The following is a 14,717-nucleotide window of genomic DNA, read 5'->3' as shown; positions in this document are numbered from 1 at the left end:
CGCAGTTGTCGGTGATCACGGCGACCCAGCCGCCGGCGCGGAGGCCGCCGACGACGGTCGCGGGAACCAGCGGCCCACCTCGCGCGCGGCGTGGACGGCGGCGAAGATCCCCAGGAGCAACCACCACGCGGCGTCGTCCGCGGCGATTCCGCCCACCGACGCGATCGCGACCACCCCGCCGACGACGAACGGACGGATCCGCGGCTGGGACGAGTTGCGGAGGGTGGCGGGCAGGTCGATCGGCACCACGCGGGCGACCTCGGCGACGATCGCGCGCTGCGCACGGACCTGGCGCACGAACCTGACCAGAGCCCACAGGCACAACAGTGCGTACAACGCGAAGGCGATCCGCACGAGCAGCGGCTCGGACGAGTAGGACGAGGCCAGCCAGCCTCCGGAACCGAGTCCGGCCAGACAACCCAGCCATGGCCGCGTCAGCAGCAGGAGAGGCGTGGCGACCACGGCGACGTAGGCCATGGACGAGAAGTCGCCCGCGACGAGCGCGATGACGAACACGGCGATCCACGTCAGGAACAGCAGCGTCAGCCGCCGCTGCCCGACGCGGTGCCAGCGCTCGGCGTGGGCGAGCTCGAACCGCGGTGCGTCGGGTCTGACCCTGCCCCCATGATCTCAAGGGGGCATGGTCAGACCGCACCGAATCAGTGCACTCCGAGCACGCCGTCGACGCGGCGCGGGATGCCGAGCGGGTTGGCGTCCTGGAGCTCGACCGGCAGCAGCGCGTCCGGCCACGACTGGTAGGTCACCGGCGCGATCCACCGCCGGATCGCCGTGGCACCAACGGACGTGTGCAGCGGGTTCGTCGTCGACGGCCACGGTCCACCGTGGTGCTGGCCCCACGCGACGGCGACACCGGTCGGCCACGCGTTGAAGATCAGCCTGCCCGCGACGCCCCGCAGCACCTCCGCGATCCGCGACGCCGCGGCGTGGTCGGACTCGGCAGCGTGCACGGTGCCGGTCAGCGTGCCGGGCAGCTTCGCCAGCACGGGCAGCAGCTCGTCCGGGTCCGCGTACGTCACGACGATCGCGGCCGGGCCGAAGTGCTCCTCGGTCAGCTTCTCCAGGTTCTCCGCGAACACCTTCACCGGCACGGTGAACAGCCGCGGCTCCACCGCCCACGCCTCGTCCGGCTTCGTGCCGGTCGACACGACCGACACGAGGTCGCTGGCGGCCAAGGCATCCGTGGACGCGCGGTAGGACTCGCACATGCGCTCGTTCAGCATCGCGCCACCACCGGTCGCCGCGACGGCCTCACCGAGCGCGGACACGATCGACGCCGGCGCGAACACCAGGCCGGGGTTGGTGCAGAACTGGCCGACGCCCATCGTCAGCGACTGCGCGAAACCCGCGGCGATGTCCGGAGTGGCCGCACCGGGCAGGATCACCGTCGGGTTGACGCTGCCGAGCTCGCCGTAGAACGGGATCGGGTCGGGACGGCCCTGCGCCAGGTCGAACAACGCGCGCCCGCCACCGGTCGACCCGGTGAAGCCGGCCGCCTTGATCGCCGGATGCTGCACCAGCGCACGACCGGACTCGGTGCCGTAGACGATCCCGAAGACGCCTTCGGGCGCACCGGCCGCGGCGAGAGCCGCGGACACGACACGCGCCGTCTCCACCGAGGTGCGCGGGTGCGCGGAGTGCGACTTCACGACGACCGGGCACCCGGACGCCAGAGCGGAAGCCGTGTCACCACCGGCGACCGAGAACGCGAACGGGAAGTTCGACGCGGAGAACACCGCGACCGGCCCGAGTGGACGGAGCACGCGCCGCAGCACCGGCCGCGGCGGGATGATGTCCGGGTTCGCCGTGTCGAGCGTCGCCTCGACGTAGCTGCCCTCGCGCAGCACCTCGCCGAACAGCCGCAGCTGGTTGGTGGTGCGCTTGAGCTCGACGGTCAGCCGCGGCACGCCGAGCGCGGTCTCGGTGTCGGCGGTGGAGATCAGCACCTCGGACTCGGCGTCCAGCGCGTCGGCCAGCGCGTCCAGTACGACGGCGCGCTGAGCGGCGGACACGGCCGACCACGAGTCGAACGCGGTGGCGGCCAGTGAAGCGATCCGGTCGACCTCGCTGTCCGAGGTCTTCGGGACCCCCTCACCGAACGGCTCACCGGTGCGCGGGTTGAAGCCCTGAACAACGCTCAACGTCCTGCCTCCTTGACTGCGGTGTCGAAATCGGGGCCGCACCAGACGCCGCCCAGGTACTTCAGCGCGTACGACTCGGGGTCGATGTCACCCTGCGCGGCGAGCACCTCCGCCGCGTACGCCTCGGAGTTGTCCTTGGACACGTAGCCCAGCGCCTTGGCCTCGTCGAGCGAGAACCAGCGGCGGTCGTTGTCCGACACACCCCAGATGATCCGGAAACCGGGCGACGGCACGGCGAGGCACGCCTCGAGCAGGCGGGCGCCGTCGTCGGGGGAGAGCCACGTCGAGAGCATCCGGACGTCGCGCGGCTTCTCGAAGCACGATCCGATCCGGACGGCGATCACGTCGAGGCCGTAGCGGTCGGCGTACATGCTGCCGAGCGCCTCGAGCGCGACCTTGCTGACGCCGTAGTACGTGTCCGGGCGCGGGAACAGGTAGTCGCCCGCCTCACCGGTCGCGCGCTCGACGTAGCCGACGGCGTGGTTGGACGACGCGAGGATCACGCGCTTGATGCCCTGACGACGAGCGGCCTCCAGCACGTTGTGCGTGCCGTCGATGTTGACCTGGAGGATCTGCTCCCACGGGTTCTCGAGGCTGTGCCCGCCTAGGTGGATCACGGCGTCCACGTCCTTCATGGCCGACTCCATGGCGGACATGTCGGTCACCGAAGCCTGGACGAGCTCGACGTTCTCGCCTTCCCGCGCCGCCGGTAGCTCGGCGATGTCCAGCAGGCGCAGGACGCGGTTCTCCGCGGCGAGACGGGGACGCATGAGCGTTCCCACCACGCCCGCGGCGCCGGTGATCAGGATGCGTGCGGTCACGGGTTGGTACCCCTCCGTGTTGGATGGTCTGTCCGGTAAACCTTTTCAGCGACCGAACTGGCGGAGAAGCTCGGTAATCGTTCTGGCGGCGTCCAGCAGGGCACTGATGACCTGACGTTCGTGGTCGGGGTCCAGTCTGCCCAACGGAACCGAGCAACTCATAGCGTCCATCACGGGATTGCGGTACGGCAGTGCGACTGCGAAGCACCCGAGACCGGGCGTGTTCTCTTCGCGTTCGTGGGCATATCCGACATTTCGGAAGCCCGCGAGCTGCTCGTGCAGGGCGTTGCGCTCGATCACGGTGTTCGGCGTCAGCGGGACCAGCTCCTCGGGGAGGATCTGCTCGACCTCCTCGCGAGTGCGCGTGGCGAGCAGGGCCTTCCCCAGCGACGTCGAGTGCGCGGGGAGCCTGCGGCCGACGCGGGAGACCACGCGCAGGTGGTGCTCGGACTCGCGGCTGGCGAGGTAGACGACGTCCGGTCCGTCGAGCCGCGCGAGGTGCACGGTCTCGTTGACGTCCTGCCTGACCTGCTCCATCACCCTGATCGCCGCACGCACGACGGGGTCGTGGTCCAGGTAGGACGTGCCGACCAGGAGTGCTCGCACGCCGATGCCGTACGTGCCGCGCTCGGAGTCGACCTCGACCCAGCCGCGGGCGACCAGCGTCTGCAGGAGCATGTACAGGCTCGACTTGGGGTAGCTCAGCTCCCGATGCAACTCGGTGAGCGTCAGCCGCCGGTCCGAAGATGAGAGGACCTCGAGCAGTTCGACCGTTCGGTCAGCGGACTTTACTGCGCCCGGACGAGCTGGCGATGTCACCTGGCCTCCTGGGAAACGTACTCGCAACACACCCTTGACACGTTGCTGTGGTGATTCTTACAGTCCGGAACCAGGTTCACAAGTACGACCCCGGTTCACATACGTGAAAGCGAAGGTCCTCAAGATGCCTCGTTGGTCTGCTTCCGCAGTCGCCGCGCTCGCCGTGAGCGCGCTCGTGGCTGGGTGTGGATCGGGTTCGAAACCGGCCGAGGTCACGAACCAGGACCCCAACGCGCCGTTGGAGGTCTGGACGCGATCCACCGAGGCGACCGCCAAGGTCTACGAGCAGATCTTCTCCGACTTCGAGGCCAAGTCAGGCGTGAAGGTCGACTACAAGCCGATCTTCACCGACTTCGACAAGCAGGTGCAGCAGCGCGCCGCGTCGAAGGACCTGCCGGACGTGGTCATCACCGACACCGGCTCGCTCGGCAACTTCATCAAGCAGGGCTGGGTCGGCCAGCTCGACAAGAACTCCATCGCCGGCAACGGCGACGTCATCGAACGCGCCTGGAACAACGCGAAGGGCGCGGACGGCAAGTACTACGCCGTGCCGTTCTCCACCCAGGCGATGATCACGATGATCCGCAAGGACTGGCGGGAGAAGCTCGGCAAGCCCGTGCCGAAGACGTGGGACGAGCTGACCGACCTCGCGGTGGCGTTCACCAAGGACGACCCGGACGGCAACGGCCAGGCCGACACCTACGGCATGCTCGTGCCCGGCACCACCGACCGCGGCTACCTCGGCTGGTGGGCGGCCAACTACATCTGGCAGGGCGGCGGCGACATCCTCAAGGCCGAGGGCGACAAGTTCTCCGTGGCGATCGACTCGGCGGAGTCGGTGAAGTCCGTGGAGTACCTGAAGGGCCTCTTCTGCGACAAGAAGGTCATCCAGCCTGGCGCGTTGACGCTGAACACCAACGACGCGCACCCGCTGTTCGAGTCGGGCAAGAGCGGTATCTACCTGACCGGCCCGTACATGATCGGCCGCTTCGACAAGTCGGTCGGCAAGGACAAGTACGAGGTCATCGCGTCCCCCAAGGGTCCTGCCGGCTCGACCGTGCTGGGCGAGGGCGAGGACGTCTACCTGATGGCCGGGTCGCCGAAGCAGCTGGACCAGAAGAAGCTCGCCGAGTACCTGATCACGGCGGACGCGCAGAAGGCGGGCATGAAGGGCAACCCTCAGCCGGTCGTGCGCCTGCCGGTCAACAAGAACGTGAACGTCAAAGAGGTCTACAACGACGAGCGGTGGAACACGACCGCGGAGGTCTACGCCAACGAGGCGAGGCCCTTCCCGAGCGTCCCGAACTTCACCCCGTTCCGGCAGCAGACCTCGGAGACCCTGAACTCGATCTTCGCCAAGTGCACGCCGGACGTCGCGGGTGAGCTGAAGACGCTGGCGGGCAACCTGAAGAAGGAACTGGACAACCAGAAGGCGTCGCAGTGACAGCGGTTCACCCGCTCAGCGACACCCAAGACGTGGGCTCGACGGCTAGTGGCGGCGGTGCCGTCGAAACCCACCCCGTGAGGCGGCGCCGCCGGCGCCGCCTCACGGGAGCCACTCTCGTACCGTGGTTCTTCCTGCTGCCGGCTTTCCTGCTGTTCCTGACGTTCAAGTTCATCCCGATGGCGGAGGGCATCCGCCTCAGCCTGTTCGAGGTCCGGCCGTTCCTCGGCGACATCTTCGTCGGGTTCGCGAACTACGCCAGGATCCTCGGCGACGAGCGCTTCCGCGACGCCATCTGGCACACCCTGGTCCTCGCCGCGGGCCAGACGTTCGGCGCGATGCTCATCGGCTTCTTCCTCGCTCTGCTGCTCGAAGGTCATGCCCGCTCGCTGTGGTTCGTGCGCTCGGCCGTGTTCCTCCCGGTCGTCGCCGCCACCGCCGTCATCGGCGAGATCTGGCGGCTGCTCTACTACCCGGCGCCGGAAGGCTTCGTGAACACGGCCCTGTCCCACATCGGGCTGGGGCCGCTGGAGTTCATCGGCAGCCCGGACCAGGCGCTGGTGTCCGTCATGGTCGTCGGGATCTGGAAGCACGCGCCGTACGACATGGTGCTGATCATCGCCGGGCTCGTGAGCATCGACCGGACGCAGTACGAGGCGGCCGCGATCGACGGAGCCACGACGTGGCAACGGATCCGGCACGTCACGCTGCCCGCGTTGCGCCCGGTGATCACCATTCTGCTGACGCTGGCGGCGATCCGCGGGCTGCGCGTGTTCACCGAGGTGTACGTGCTGACCGGTGGTGGTCCCGCCGGGTCGACGGACGTGTGGATGACGCGCGTGTTCACCACGGCCTTCGAACAGTCCGAGATCGGTATCGCCTCGGCCGGCTCGGTGATGCTGTTCCTGATCACCTTCCTGATGACCCTGGTCGTCCAGCTCTATCGGCGAGCCAGGGAGGCGCGATGAGTGTCGCCGGACGTTGTGACACCGCGCTGGGCTGGGCGACCGATCGGGACGCCTGGGTGTCGCGTGGCATCCGCATCCTGTTGTGCGCGGGCGCTCTGCTGTTCTTCACCGGTCCGCTGCTGGTGATCTTCTCCGGCGCGTTCGACGACAACCACGACCCGACGCAGCTGTCGGTGATCCCGAACTCCCCGTCGCTCAACAACTTCGTGGTGGCGGGCGAGAACAAGATCTGGCACTACCTGTTCAACTCGCTGGTCATCGCGGGCGGCGCGTTGCTGCTGCAGCTCCTGGTCAGCGTGTTCGCCGCGTACGCGCTGGCGCGCAAGAAGTTCCGGGGTCAGGCGATCGCGCTGCTGACGATCCTGACCACGATGATGCTCCCGGAGGAGGTCATCGCGATCCCGCTCTCGCTGGTGATCGGAGACCTACCGCTGGTGCACGTGAGCCTCAAGGGCACCTTCCTGGGCGTGATCCTTCCTTTGGGCGCGTGGGGTTTCTCCATCTTCGTCATGACGGAGTTCATGAAGGAGATCCCGCTCGAGCTCGAGGAAGCCGCCAAAGTGGACGGTGCGGGGGAGCTGCGCGTGTTCGCGCAGATCATCCTCCCCCTCTGCCGGCCGGCACTCGGCGTCATCGCCGTGTTCGGCTTCAACATGATTTGGGAGCAGTATCTGCTCCCCCTGATCGTCGCCGCTGACCCCTCCGATTACACGCTCACGGTCGCACTTCTCACGCTCCGGTCCGACGACCAGGTCGGTCCGGGCATCGTGCTGGCCGGTGCGTTGCTGGCGCTGGTGCCGAGCTTGCTCGTGTACCTGTCGCTGCAGAAGTCCTTCCTGCGTGGGATCACCACCGGAGCGATCAAGGGATGAGTGTCTGGTATGCAACTCGATGGTGTGCTGTTCTTCCCGGTGACCCCGTTCGACCCCGAGGGGGCGGTTGCCGAGTCCGTGCTCGCTGAGCACGTCAAGCACGGGGTCTCGGCCGGGTGCGGCGCGGTCTTCGTCGCCTGCGGCACAGGGGAGTTCCACGCTCTCGAGGTCGACGAGTTCGAACGCGCGGTGACGGTGGCGGTCGAGGCGACCGCGGGCCGGGTCCCGGTGTTCGCGGGTACCGGTGGATCTGTCGCGGGGGCGAAGAACTACGCGCGCGCCGCAGCTCGGGCCGGTGCCGACGGTCTGCTGCTGCTTCCCCCGTACCTGGTGACGAACCCCGCTCGCGGGCTCGTCCGCTACGTCACCGAGGTCGCGGCGGCCACCGAGCTGCCGGTGATCGTGTACCAGCGCAACAACGCCGTGTTCACGCCGGAGACCGCGGTCGAGGTGGCGTTGCTGCCGACCGTGATCGGCTTCAAGGACGGCCTCGGCGACATCGACCTGTTGCAGCGCATCGTGCTCGCCGTGCGCACGCACGTCGACAAGCCGTTCCAGTTCTTCAACGGCCTGCCGACCGCCGAGCTGACCGTGCCCGCGTACCGGGGCATCGGCGTCGACCTGTACTCGTCCGCGGTGTTCTGCTTCGCGCCGGAGATCTCGCTCGGGTTCTACAACGCCGTGCAGGCGGGCGACACCGCGCTGGTGCAGCGCTACCTGGTCGAGTTCTACAAGCCGCTCGTCGAGCTGCGCGACAAGGTGCCCGGTTACGCCGTGGCGCTCGTCAAGGCCGCGGTGAAGGCGAACGGTCTCGACGTCGGCGGCGTGCGCCCGCCGCTGATCGATCCCTCCGAGGAGCACCTCGCCGCGCTGGAGGTCATCATCGCGGCCGGGCGGAAGCTGTCGTCATGACGATTCCCACGATCAAGATCACCGAGATCGTGCTGACGCCCATCGCCTTTCGCGACCCGCCGCTGCTGAACTCCGCGGGCGTGCACGAGCCGTGGGCGCTGCGCACGATCGTCGAGGTGCACACCGACGCGGGGATCTCCGGGCTCGGCGAGACCTACGGCGACCTGGGGCACCTGGAGCGCACGCGGTCCGTCGTGTCGGCGTTGATCGGCCTGGACGTCTTCGCTCTCAACGAGATGCACGCCCGCGTGGCCGCCTCGCTGGGTGGGAAGTCCGGCTCCGACAAGCACGGGCTCACCGGCCAGCTGAGCGTCGCGGGCACGGTCGACCGGGTGTACTCGCCGTTCGAGGTCGCGTGCATGGACATCCAGGGCAAGGCGCTCGGACGTCCGGTGCACGACCTGCTCGGCGGCGCGATCAGGGACTCCGTTCCCTACTCCGCCTACCTGTTCTACAAGTGGGACGGGCACCCCGGCGCCGAGCCGGACGAGTGGGGTGAGGCGATCGACCCCGCGGGGATCGTCGAGCAGGCCCGCAAGATGATCACCCAGTACGGCTTCGGCTCGATCAAGCTCAAGGGCGGCGTGTTCGCGCCGGAGCAGGAGGTCGAGGCGATCCGCGCGTTGCGCGAGGCGTTCCCGGACCACCCGCTGCGGCTCGACCCGAACGCCGCGTGGTCGCCGGGCACGTCTCTGAAGGTCGCGGCCGAGCTCGACGGCGTGCTGGAGTACCTGGAGGACCCGACGCCGGAGATCGCCGGCATGGCCGAGGTCGCGGCGTCCGCGCCGATGCCGTTGGCCACCAACATGTGCGTCGTCGCGTTCGAGCACCTCAAGCCGTCCGTCGAGGTGAACGCGGTGCAGGTCATCCTGTCCGACCACCACTACTGGGGCGGGCTGCAGCGGTCGCGGCAGCTGGGCGTGATCTGCTCGACGTTCGGCATCGGGCTGTCCATGCACTCGAACTCGCACCTGGGGATCTCGCTGGCGGCGATGACGCACCTCGCGGCCGCCACGCCGAACCTGAACTACGCGTGCGACACGCACTACCCGTGGAACGCGCGGGACGAGGTCGTCGAGCCCGGTGTGCTGTCCTTCGTGGACGGTGCGGTGCCGGTGCCGAAGACGCCCGGCCTGGGCGTGTCGCTCGACCGCGACGCGCTGGCGCGGCTGGCGGAGAACTACGTCAAGTGCGGCATCACGTCGCGCGACGACACGGGCTACATGCAGAAGTTCGACCCGAGCTACGAGAGGAAGCGTCCCCGGTGGTGACGTCCGTTGTCCATGCATATCCGTGGGACCTGATCGGCGACCCCGACGCGGCGGCGCGCTACGCCGGCCTCGGTGTCGACGCGATCGCCCTGGCGTCGTCTTATCACACGGTCCGCGCCGCGACACCGATCCACCCGCGGCACCGGATGATCGACGCGCGGCACGCGGCGTTCTACCTGCCGGTGCGCTCGGAGAAGTTCGGCAGGCTGGTGCCCGCGGAACCGTCCTGGGTGGACGGTTCGAACTCGTTCGGCGAGGCCGCCGCGGCAGTGCGCGCGGCCGGTCTGCCGGTGTACGCGTGGACCGTGCTGACGCACAACAGCCGGCTCGGCGACCTGCACCCGGACACGACGGTCGTCAACGCGTTCGGCGACCGGTACCCGTACGCCTTGTGCACCGCCAATCCCGACGTCGTCGAGTACACGCGGTCGGTGGTGTCCGAGGTGCTGGCGCTCGGCCAGCCCGACGGGATCATCCTGGAGGCGTGCGGCCCGCTGGGGTTCGTGCACGGCGGTCACCACGAGAAGACCGAGGGCTCCGACTGGGGTCCGGTGCAGCAGAAGTTGCTGTCCCTGTGTTTCTGCGCCACGTGCGTGGAGTTGTACGACGACCCGGATGCTCTGCGTCAGGCGGTCCGGGCCGGGGTGGACGGCGGGGCGCCCGGTGTCGAGGAAGCGTTGGGCGACCTCGCCGGCCCCACCCAGGCGGTGCGCACGGGCATCGTTCGTTCGCTGCGGGCCTCGTTGGTGGAGCTGATCCGCTCCGTCGCTCCGTCGATCCGCGTCGGCATGCACGTGACGGCCGACCCGTGGGGGACCGGTCCGTTCGCGACAGTCGCCGGGGGCGTGGACGCGCCGGTCGACGTGCTGACCACGATGTGCTGGCCGGGTCCCGAGGTCGCGGTGCCGGGCATCCGCGCGTTGCAGGCGGTCACGGACATCCCGCTCGCGGCGTACGTGCTGGGGCTGCCGCCGAAGCCCGCCGACGGCGGGGCGCTGCTCAAGGAGTGGCTGCACTACGTCGACGCCGGTGTCTCCGAGTTCCACCTCTACCACGCGGGTTTGTCGTCCGCGGCCAGGCTGGACGCGCTGCGCGAGGCGGTGGCGGGCCTGCCCCGGTAAACGGTTCTCCGGCGTAACTGTCAACAGCCGGCCTGCAACCCGATCCGGGCGCGGTTCCGTCCTCTGAACATGAGACGCATGGGAACCGTAGTTGGCACTGGCGTCCTGCTGCTGGTGATGACCGCCTGCGGCAGTGCGCAGCTCGGATCGGGCTCCGCGGGCAGCCCCGCAACGCTGCCCACCGGCTCGTCCGTGTCGGAACCGACGCCTCCCGGTGTCGCGCCCGGCGAGATTCCTCCGGACGGCAAACCGGTCGCACTGTCCAAGATCGACACCAACGGACTGGTCGCTGACCATCCGAAGACCGTGTGGACGCAGGGCGACGGCAGAACTGTCGGCGTGGTCGGCCAGGAAGGCGGCTGTGGCAAGGTCAGCGCGTCAGTGCTGTCCCAGGCAGCGGACTCGGTGAAGATCGAGCTACTGGAAACGCTCCCGCTGGAGAAGAAGATGTGCACCATGGACATCCGCTTCCCACCGCTGACGGTGTCGTTGGACGCCCCGCTGGGTGACCGCACGGTCGTGCTTTCGTCCCGCCAGGAACAGAAGTAAAGACCTCCCTCCCGGATGCCCGGCCGACACTGCCCCGTCGGCCGGGCATCACCTGCAAGGATGGTGCTCATGAGAAACGTCATCGGAGTCGTTGCTCTGGCCGTCGTGCTCGCGGGATGCGGCAGCGGCACGCCGTCGTCGGGTTCCGCGCCGACGTCCACCTCGGTGGTCATGACCGGCGGTTCCGGCTCCCCGTCCTCGGCGACGGCCGTTCCCGCGCCCACGCCGCCCGTGACGATCTCCGACACCGCGGTCGTCGTGCCTCCGGGCGTGCAGGAGGTGCCGCGCGAGAAGGTCGACGCGGGTTCGCTCTCCGACACCTACCGGCGTGACGCGTACGTGTTCAACGACGGGCGCGACATCCAGGTCTTCGGGCTCGCCGGTGGCTGCAAGGAGGCCAAGGCCGAGGTCACCGGGCAGTCCGCCGAGGTCGTGCAGGTGACGCTGGTGACGATCACCCGTCAGCCGTCCGGGACCATGTGCACGCAGGAGCTGCGGCAGGTGCCGTTGACCGTCCGGCTGGACGCACCGCTCGGGGACCGGCAGCTCGCGCTCGAGTCGCGCGAGGAGACCGGCTGAGTCAGCCGCCGGCGCCGACCTCGGTCGCCCACACCCGCACCACGTGGTCGGCCACCTGGCCGGGACCGACGTCCTCCAGGTCTTCCCACGGCACGAGCCCTGGAGTCTCGTCGGACAGGAACTCCTCGACGATCCCGGCCAGCGGCACCAGCTCGACCCGCGCGCGGAACGGCAGGCGGTCGGCGGGCAGCGAAGTGGTCGAACACTTCAAACTGCCCGCCTGCGCGTCGTGGAACACGTAGAACGTGGCCCTGCCCTCGTGCCCCATGGCGTTGATCCGCGCCCGCAGCAGTGCCGCGCACTCCTCGAACGCCGCGACGACGTCGTCGGCCGCGGGCCGGTCGGCCGTCGGGCCGAGCCGCCACGTGTTCTCCCGCACCTCGGCACGCAGGTCGAAGGGGTCGATGAGCAGCGGCTCGTCCGCGACCTCGCGGATCCAGGTCAGCAGCACTACTTGTGGAAGCTGATCTGCAGCGTCGGCGCGGAGGTCTCGGCGAAGAAGTCGTTGCCCTTGTCGTCGACGACGACGAACGCGGGGAAGTCCTCCACCTCGATCTTCCAGACCGCCTCCATGCCCAGCTCGGGGTACTCGAGCACCTCGACCTTGCGGATGCAGTCCTGCGCCAGCCGGGCCGCCGGTCCACCGATCGAGCCGAGGTAGAAGCCGCCGTGTCCCGCGCAGGCGTTCGTGACCTGCTTGGACCGGTTGCCCTTGGCGAGCATCACCAGTGAGCCGCCCGCCGCCTGGAACTGCTCGACGTAGGAGTCCATCCGGCCTGCCGTCGTCGGGCCGAAGCTGCCGGACGCATAGCCCTCCGGCGTCTTGGCCGGACCGGCGTAGTACACCGGGTGGTCCTTGAGGTACTGCGGCATGGGCTCGCCGGCGTCCAGCCGCTCCTTGATCTTGGCGTGCGCGATGTCGCGCGCCACGACCAGCGGGCCGTTCAGCGAGACGCGGGTCTTCACCGGCAGCTTGGTGAGCGTCGCGCGGATCTCGTCCATCGGCAGCGTCAGGTCGATCTTGACGACCTCGTCGGACAGGTCCTCGCCCTCGATCTCCGGCAGGAAGTGCGCCGGGTCGCGCTCCAGCTGCTCCAGGAACACGCCGTCGGCCGTGATCTTCGCCTTGGCCTGGCGGTCGGCGGAGCAGGAGACGGCGATGCCGACGGGGCACGACGCGCCGTGCCGGGGGAGCCGGATGACGCGCACGTCGTGGCAGAAGTACTTGCCGCCGAACTGCGCGCCGATGCCGAAGTTCCTGGTCAGCTCCAGCACCTGCTGCTCGAGGTCGACGTCGCGGAACGCGTGGCCCAGCGGCGACCCCTCGGTGGGCAGGTCGTCGAGGTAGCGGGCACTCGCGAGCTTGGCGACCTTGAGGTTCTGCTCCGCGGACAGACCACCGACGACGACGGCCAGGTGGTACGGCGGGCACGCCGCGGTGCCGAGGCTGCGCAGCTTCTCGTCGAGGAACGTGGCGAGCCGCTTCGGGTTCAGCAGCGCCTTCGTCTCCTGGTAGAGGAACGTCTTGTTGGCGCTGCCGCCGCCCTTGGCCATGAACAGGAACTCGTAGGACGGCTCCGCGCCCGGCTTGTGGAACAGCTCGATCTGCGCGGGCAGGTTCGTGCCGGTGTTCTTCTCGTCCCAGAAGTTCACCGGGGCCATCTGCGAGTACCGGAGGTTCAGCTCCTGGTAGGCCTCGAACACGCCCTTCGCGAGCGCTTCCTCATCGGCGCCACCGGTCAGCACCGACTCGGTCCGCTTGCCCATGATGATCGCCGTGCCGGTGTCCTGGCACATGGGCAGCACGCCGCCCGCGGAGATGCAGGCGTTGCGCAGGAGGTCCATCGCGACGAACCGGTCGTTGCCGCTGGCCTCGGGGTCGTCGACGATCTTGCGCAGCTGGGCGAGGTGCGACGGGCGCAGCAGGTGCTGGATGTCGCGGATCGCTTCCTTCGCGAGCAGCGTCAGCGTCTCCGGCGCGATCTCGAGGAACTTGCGTCCGCCTGCCTCTACGAGCTTCACCCCGTCCGGCGTGACCAGGCGGTATTCCGTGCGGGTGTCCTTCGCCAGTGGCAGGACGTCGGTGTACTCGAAAGTGGTGGGCACAGCGGACACAACTCCATCGGTGTGCGTTCGGGTCTGAAAACCGTATACCTGCTGTCCTCTTGTGGGCGGTCTGCCCTGGTGTGATCCCTGTCGCCGGGTTTGGCGCCGGCGTCCTGGGCTTTGGGGCGCCTTGGTCGCCTTGGCTTGTCGTCCTGGTTTTGTCGTCCTCGTCTTGTTGCTTGGCTTGTGCTTTGACCTGTGGATAGGTCTGGCCTTGTGGATAGGTCTGCCTTGAGGTGTGGGTGGAGGCCCGGAATTGTCAGGGTCGGCTGGGAGAATGAAAGTCAGGGGATCCCCTGGGCGGGGACGCCTGCGTGAGCTTGTTCTCTTGGGGCCGGGGCCGGGGCCGGGGCCGGGGCCGGGGCTTTGGCTTTGGCTTGGGCGGCTCGGGTCAGGGCGGCTCGGCTCGGCTCGGGGCGGCTCGGGTCGGGCCCGAGGCGTTGGCCTGAGGCTTGGGGTTGGGCTTTCGCGGTGTGAGTGGTGGGGCGGGCGTTGGGCTTGGGGCCTTTGGCGTTTGGCTTTGCGTGTGGGGTGGGGGCTCGCGGGGCGTCCTGGGTTCGCTTCTGCCAGGTCCGCGGTGGGCGCGCCGGAAGCTCGTCTGCGAGGCGGCCGATCGGCGGCGTGCACGGGCCGGCCACCGTGGTGTGATGCCCGGCGTGGCGGAGGTGCTCAAGCGGACCCCGGTTCGCCTGCGGTTCAGCTATCGCGTGCCGGGCCGGGAGATGACCGGCCCGACCAAGGCGCTCGTCTGGACGTTGTACGCCCTCATCTTCCCGATCAGCCTGCCCCTGCTCGCCCTCGTCTACGGCGTCGGCAGACGGACGTACGTCCACGCGGACAACGACGAAGCCATGGCGGTTCAGTGGGCCAGGGCGAACGACGACGACGAGCACATGTGGCTGCTGGTCACCGACCACGACATGCGCCTGGTCAAGCGGGCCACGATCACCGCGTGGCAGGGTCAGGCGGAGGTCACCCATCGCGGCTGGGGCGCGGGCGTGCGGCTGCCGTTCGAAGACGGCTCGTCCGTCGTGGTGCCGGTGAAGGCGTTCGAAGAAGTTCGGTGAACATGCGGAAGGCCGGGGCAGCCCCCGGC

Annotated in this window: 15 protein-coding genes; 9 read left to right on the top strand and 6 right to left on the bottom strand. The window is 68.8% G+C overall.

All coding sequences use genetic code 11. From position 1 onward, the window contains the following. Positions 1 to 15: 15 nt before the first annotated feature. The 4 genes from FKR81_RS25515 to FKR81_RS25500 all read right to left on the bottom strand — a co-directional run bounded on the left by FKR81_RS25515 (position 16) and on the right by FKR81_RS25500 (position 3,799). Positions 16 to 516 (bottom strand): hypothetical protein, encoded by a 501-nt coding sequence (locus FKR81_RS25515; protein WP_146355189.1) that lies wholly within the window; start codon positions 514 to 516, stop codon positions 16 to 18. A gap of 143 nt (positions 517 to 659) precedes the next feature. Further along, positions 660 to 2,159 carry an aldehyde dehydrogenase (NADP(+)) gene (locus FKR81_RS25510; RefSeq protein ID WP_146355187.1) on the bottom strand — a complete coding sequence of 500 codons (1,500 nt, stop codon included), beginning with the start codon at positions 2,157 to 2,159 and terminating at the stop codon, positions 660 to 662. Beyond that, entirely contained in the window at positions 2,156 to 2,980 is an 825-nt protein-coding gene (locus tag FKR81_RS25505) for an NAD-dependent epimerase/dehydratase family protein (RefSeq protein WP_146355185.1), read from the bottom strand. The genes FKR81_RS25510 and FKR81_RS25505 overlap by 4 nt, the downstream gene beginning before the upstream one ends. 45 nt (positions 2,981 to 3,025) lie before the next feature. Beyond that, the gene (locus tag FKR81_RS25500) at positions 3,026 to 3,799 is read right to left on the bottom strand and encodes an IclR family transcriptional regulator (RefSeq protein WP_146355183.1); all 774 of its coding nucleotides are present in this window, start codon (positions 3,797 to 3,799) and stop codon (positions 3,026 to 3,028) included. A 124-nt stretch (positions 3,800 to 3,923) separates the two neighbouring features. Here FKR81_RS25500 and FKR81_RS25495 point away from each other — a divergent pair, with 124 nt between their 5' ends. From FKR81_RS25495 to FKR81_RS25460, 8 genes are all read left to right on the top strand, one after another. Then, the gene (locus FKR81_RS25495) at positions 3,924 to 5,243 is read left to right on the top strand and encodes an ABC transporter substrate-binding protein (protein ID WP_146355181.1); all 1,320 of its coding nucleotides are present in this window, start codon (positions 3,924 to 3,926) and stop codon (positions 5,241 to 5,243) included. Positions 5,244 to 5,320: 77 nt separating this feature from the next. After that, a complete protein-coding gene (locus tag FKR81_RS25490; RefSeq protein WP_222598396.1) occupies positions 5,321 to 6,211 on the top strand; it encodes a carbohydrate ABC transporter permease in 891 nt (296 codons plus the stop codon). Beyond that, positions 6,208 to 7,083: a carbohydrate ABC transporter permease gene (locus FKR81_RS25485; RefSeq protein WP_146355179.1), complete on the top strand. Its 876-nt coding sequence runs from the start codon at positions 6,208 to 6,210 to the stop codon at positions 7,081 to 7,083. Before FKR81_RS25490 ends, FKR81_RS25485 begins: the two co-directional genes overlap by 4 nt. Positions 7,084 to 7,092: 9 nt before the next feature. After that, positions 7,093 to 7,995, top strand: a complete 903-nt coding sequence (locus tag FKR81_RS25480) for a 5-dehydro-4-deoxyglucarate dehydratase (protein ID WP_146355177.1) — start codon at positions 7,093 to 7,095, stop codon at positions 7,993 to 7,995. Between the two features lie 11 nt (positions 7,996 to 8,006). Then, positions 8,007 to 9,266, top strand: coding sequence for a glucarate dehydratase family protein (locus tag FKR81_RS25475; RefSeq protein WP_222598401.1), 1,260 nt, complete (start codon positions 8,007 to 8,009; stop codon positions 9,264 to 9,266). Next, a complete protein-coding gene (locus FKR81_RS25470; protein ID WP_235921761.1) occupies positions 9,263 to 10,387 on the top strand; it encodes a hypothetical protein in 1,125 nt (374 codons plus the stop codon). The genes FKR81_RS25475 and FKR81_RS25470 overlap by 4 nt, the downstream gene beginning before the upstream one ends. Before the next feature lie 78 nt (positions 10,388 to 10,465). Further along, entirely contained in the window at positions 10,466 to 10,936 is a 471-nt protein-coding gene (locus FKR81_RS25465) for a hypothetical protein (protein WP_235921760.1), read from the top strand. A 69-nt stretch (positions 10,937 to 11,005) separates the two neighbouring features. Beyond that, positions 11,006 to 11,515, top strand: coding sequence for a hypothetical protein (locus FKR81_RS25460; protein ID WP_146355169.1), 510 nt, complete (start codon positions 11,006 to 11,008; stop codon positions 11,513 to 11,515). 1 nt (position 11,516) lies between these two features. Here FKR81_RS25460 and FKR81_RS25455 read toward each other — a convergent pair whose 3' ends face one another. Further along, positions 11,517 to 11,966 carry a hypothetical protein gene (locus FKR81_RS25455; RefSeq protein WP_146355167.1) on the bottom strand — a complete coding sequence of 150 codons (450 nt, stop codon included), beginning with the start codon at positions 11,964 to 11,966 and terminating at the stop codon, positions 11,517 to 11,519. Beyond that, positions 11,966 to 13,630, bottom strand: a complete 1,665-nt coding sequence (locus FKR81_RS25450) for a fumarate hydratase (protein WP_407936553.1) — start codon at positions 13,628 to 13,630, stop codon at positions 11,966 to 11,968. Before FKR81_RS25450 ends, FKR81_RS25455 begins: the two co-directional genes overlap by 1 nt. Before the next feature lie 638 nt (positions 13,631 to 14,268). On the opposite strand from FKR81_RS25450, the gene FKR81_RS25445 reads away from it, so the two are divergent. Further along, complete coding sequence (locus FKR81_RS25445) at positions 14,269 to 14,688, top strand: hypothetical protein (RefSeq protein ID WP_146355162.1); 420 nt, start codon at positions 14,269 to 14,271, stop codon at positions 14,686 to 14,688. The last annotated feature ends 29 nt before the right edge of the window (positions 14,689 to 14,717 follow it).

This window comes from Lentzea tibetensis (genome assembly GCF_007845675.1).
GTDB lineage: Bacteria > Actinomycetota > Actinomycetes > Mycobacteriales > Pseudonocardiaceae > Lentzea > Lentzea tibetensis.
Note: the sequence above shows the minus strand (reverse complement) of the source record. Positions and strands in the feature narration are given on the sequence as shown.

Excerpts from the sequence above, each read along its gene's own strand:
- FKR81_RS25480 (WP_146355177.1), top strand. The coding sequence starts at position 7,093 with ATGCAACTCGATGGTGTGCTGTTCTTCCCGGTGACCCCGTTCGACCCC.
- FKR81_RS25445 (WP_146355162.1), top strand. The coding sequence starts at position 14,269 with ATGCCCGGCGTGGCGGAGGTGCTCAAGCGGACCCCGGTTCGCCTGCGG.
- FKR81_RS25485 (WP_146355179.1), top strand. The coding sequence starts at position 6,208 with ATGAGTGTCGCCGGACGTTGTGACACCGCGCTGGGCTGGGCGACCGAT.
- FKR81_RS25465 (WP_235921760.1), top strand. The coding sequence starts at position 10,466 with ATGGGAACCGTAGTTGGCACTGGCGTCCTGCTGCTGGTGATGACCGCC.
- FKR81_RS25460 (WP_146355169.1), top strand. The coding sequence starts at position 11,006 with ATGAGAAACGTCATCGGAGTCGTTGCTCTGGCCGTCGTGCTCGCGGGA.
- FKR81_RS25495 (WP_146355181.1), top strand. The coding sequence starts at position 3,924 with ATGCCTCGTTGGTCTGCTTCCGCAGTCGCCGCGCTCGCCGTGAGCGCG.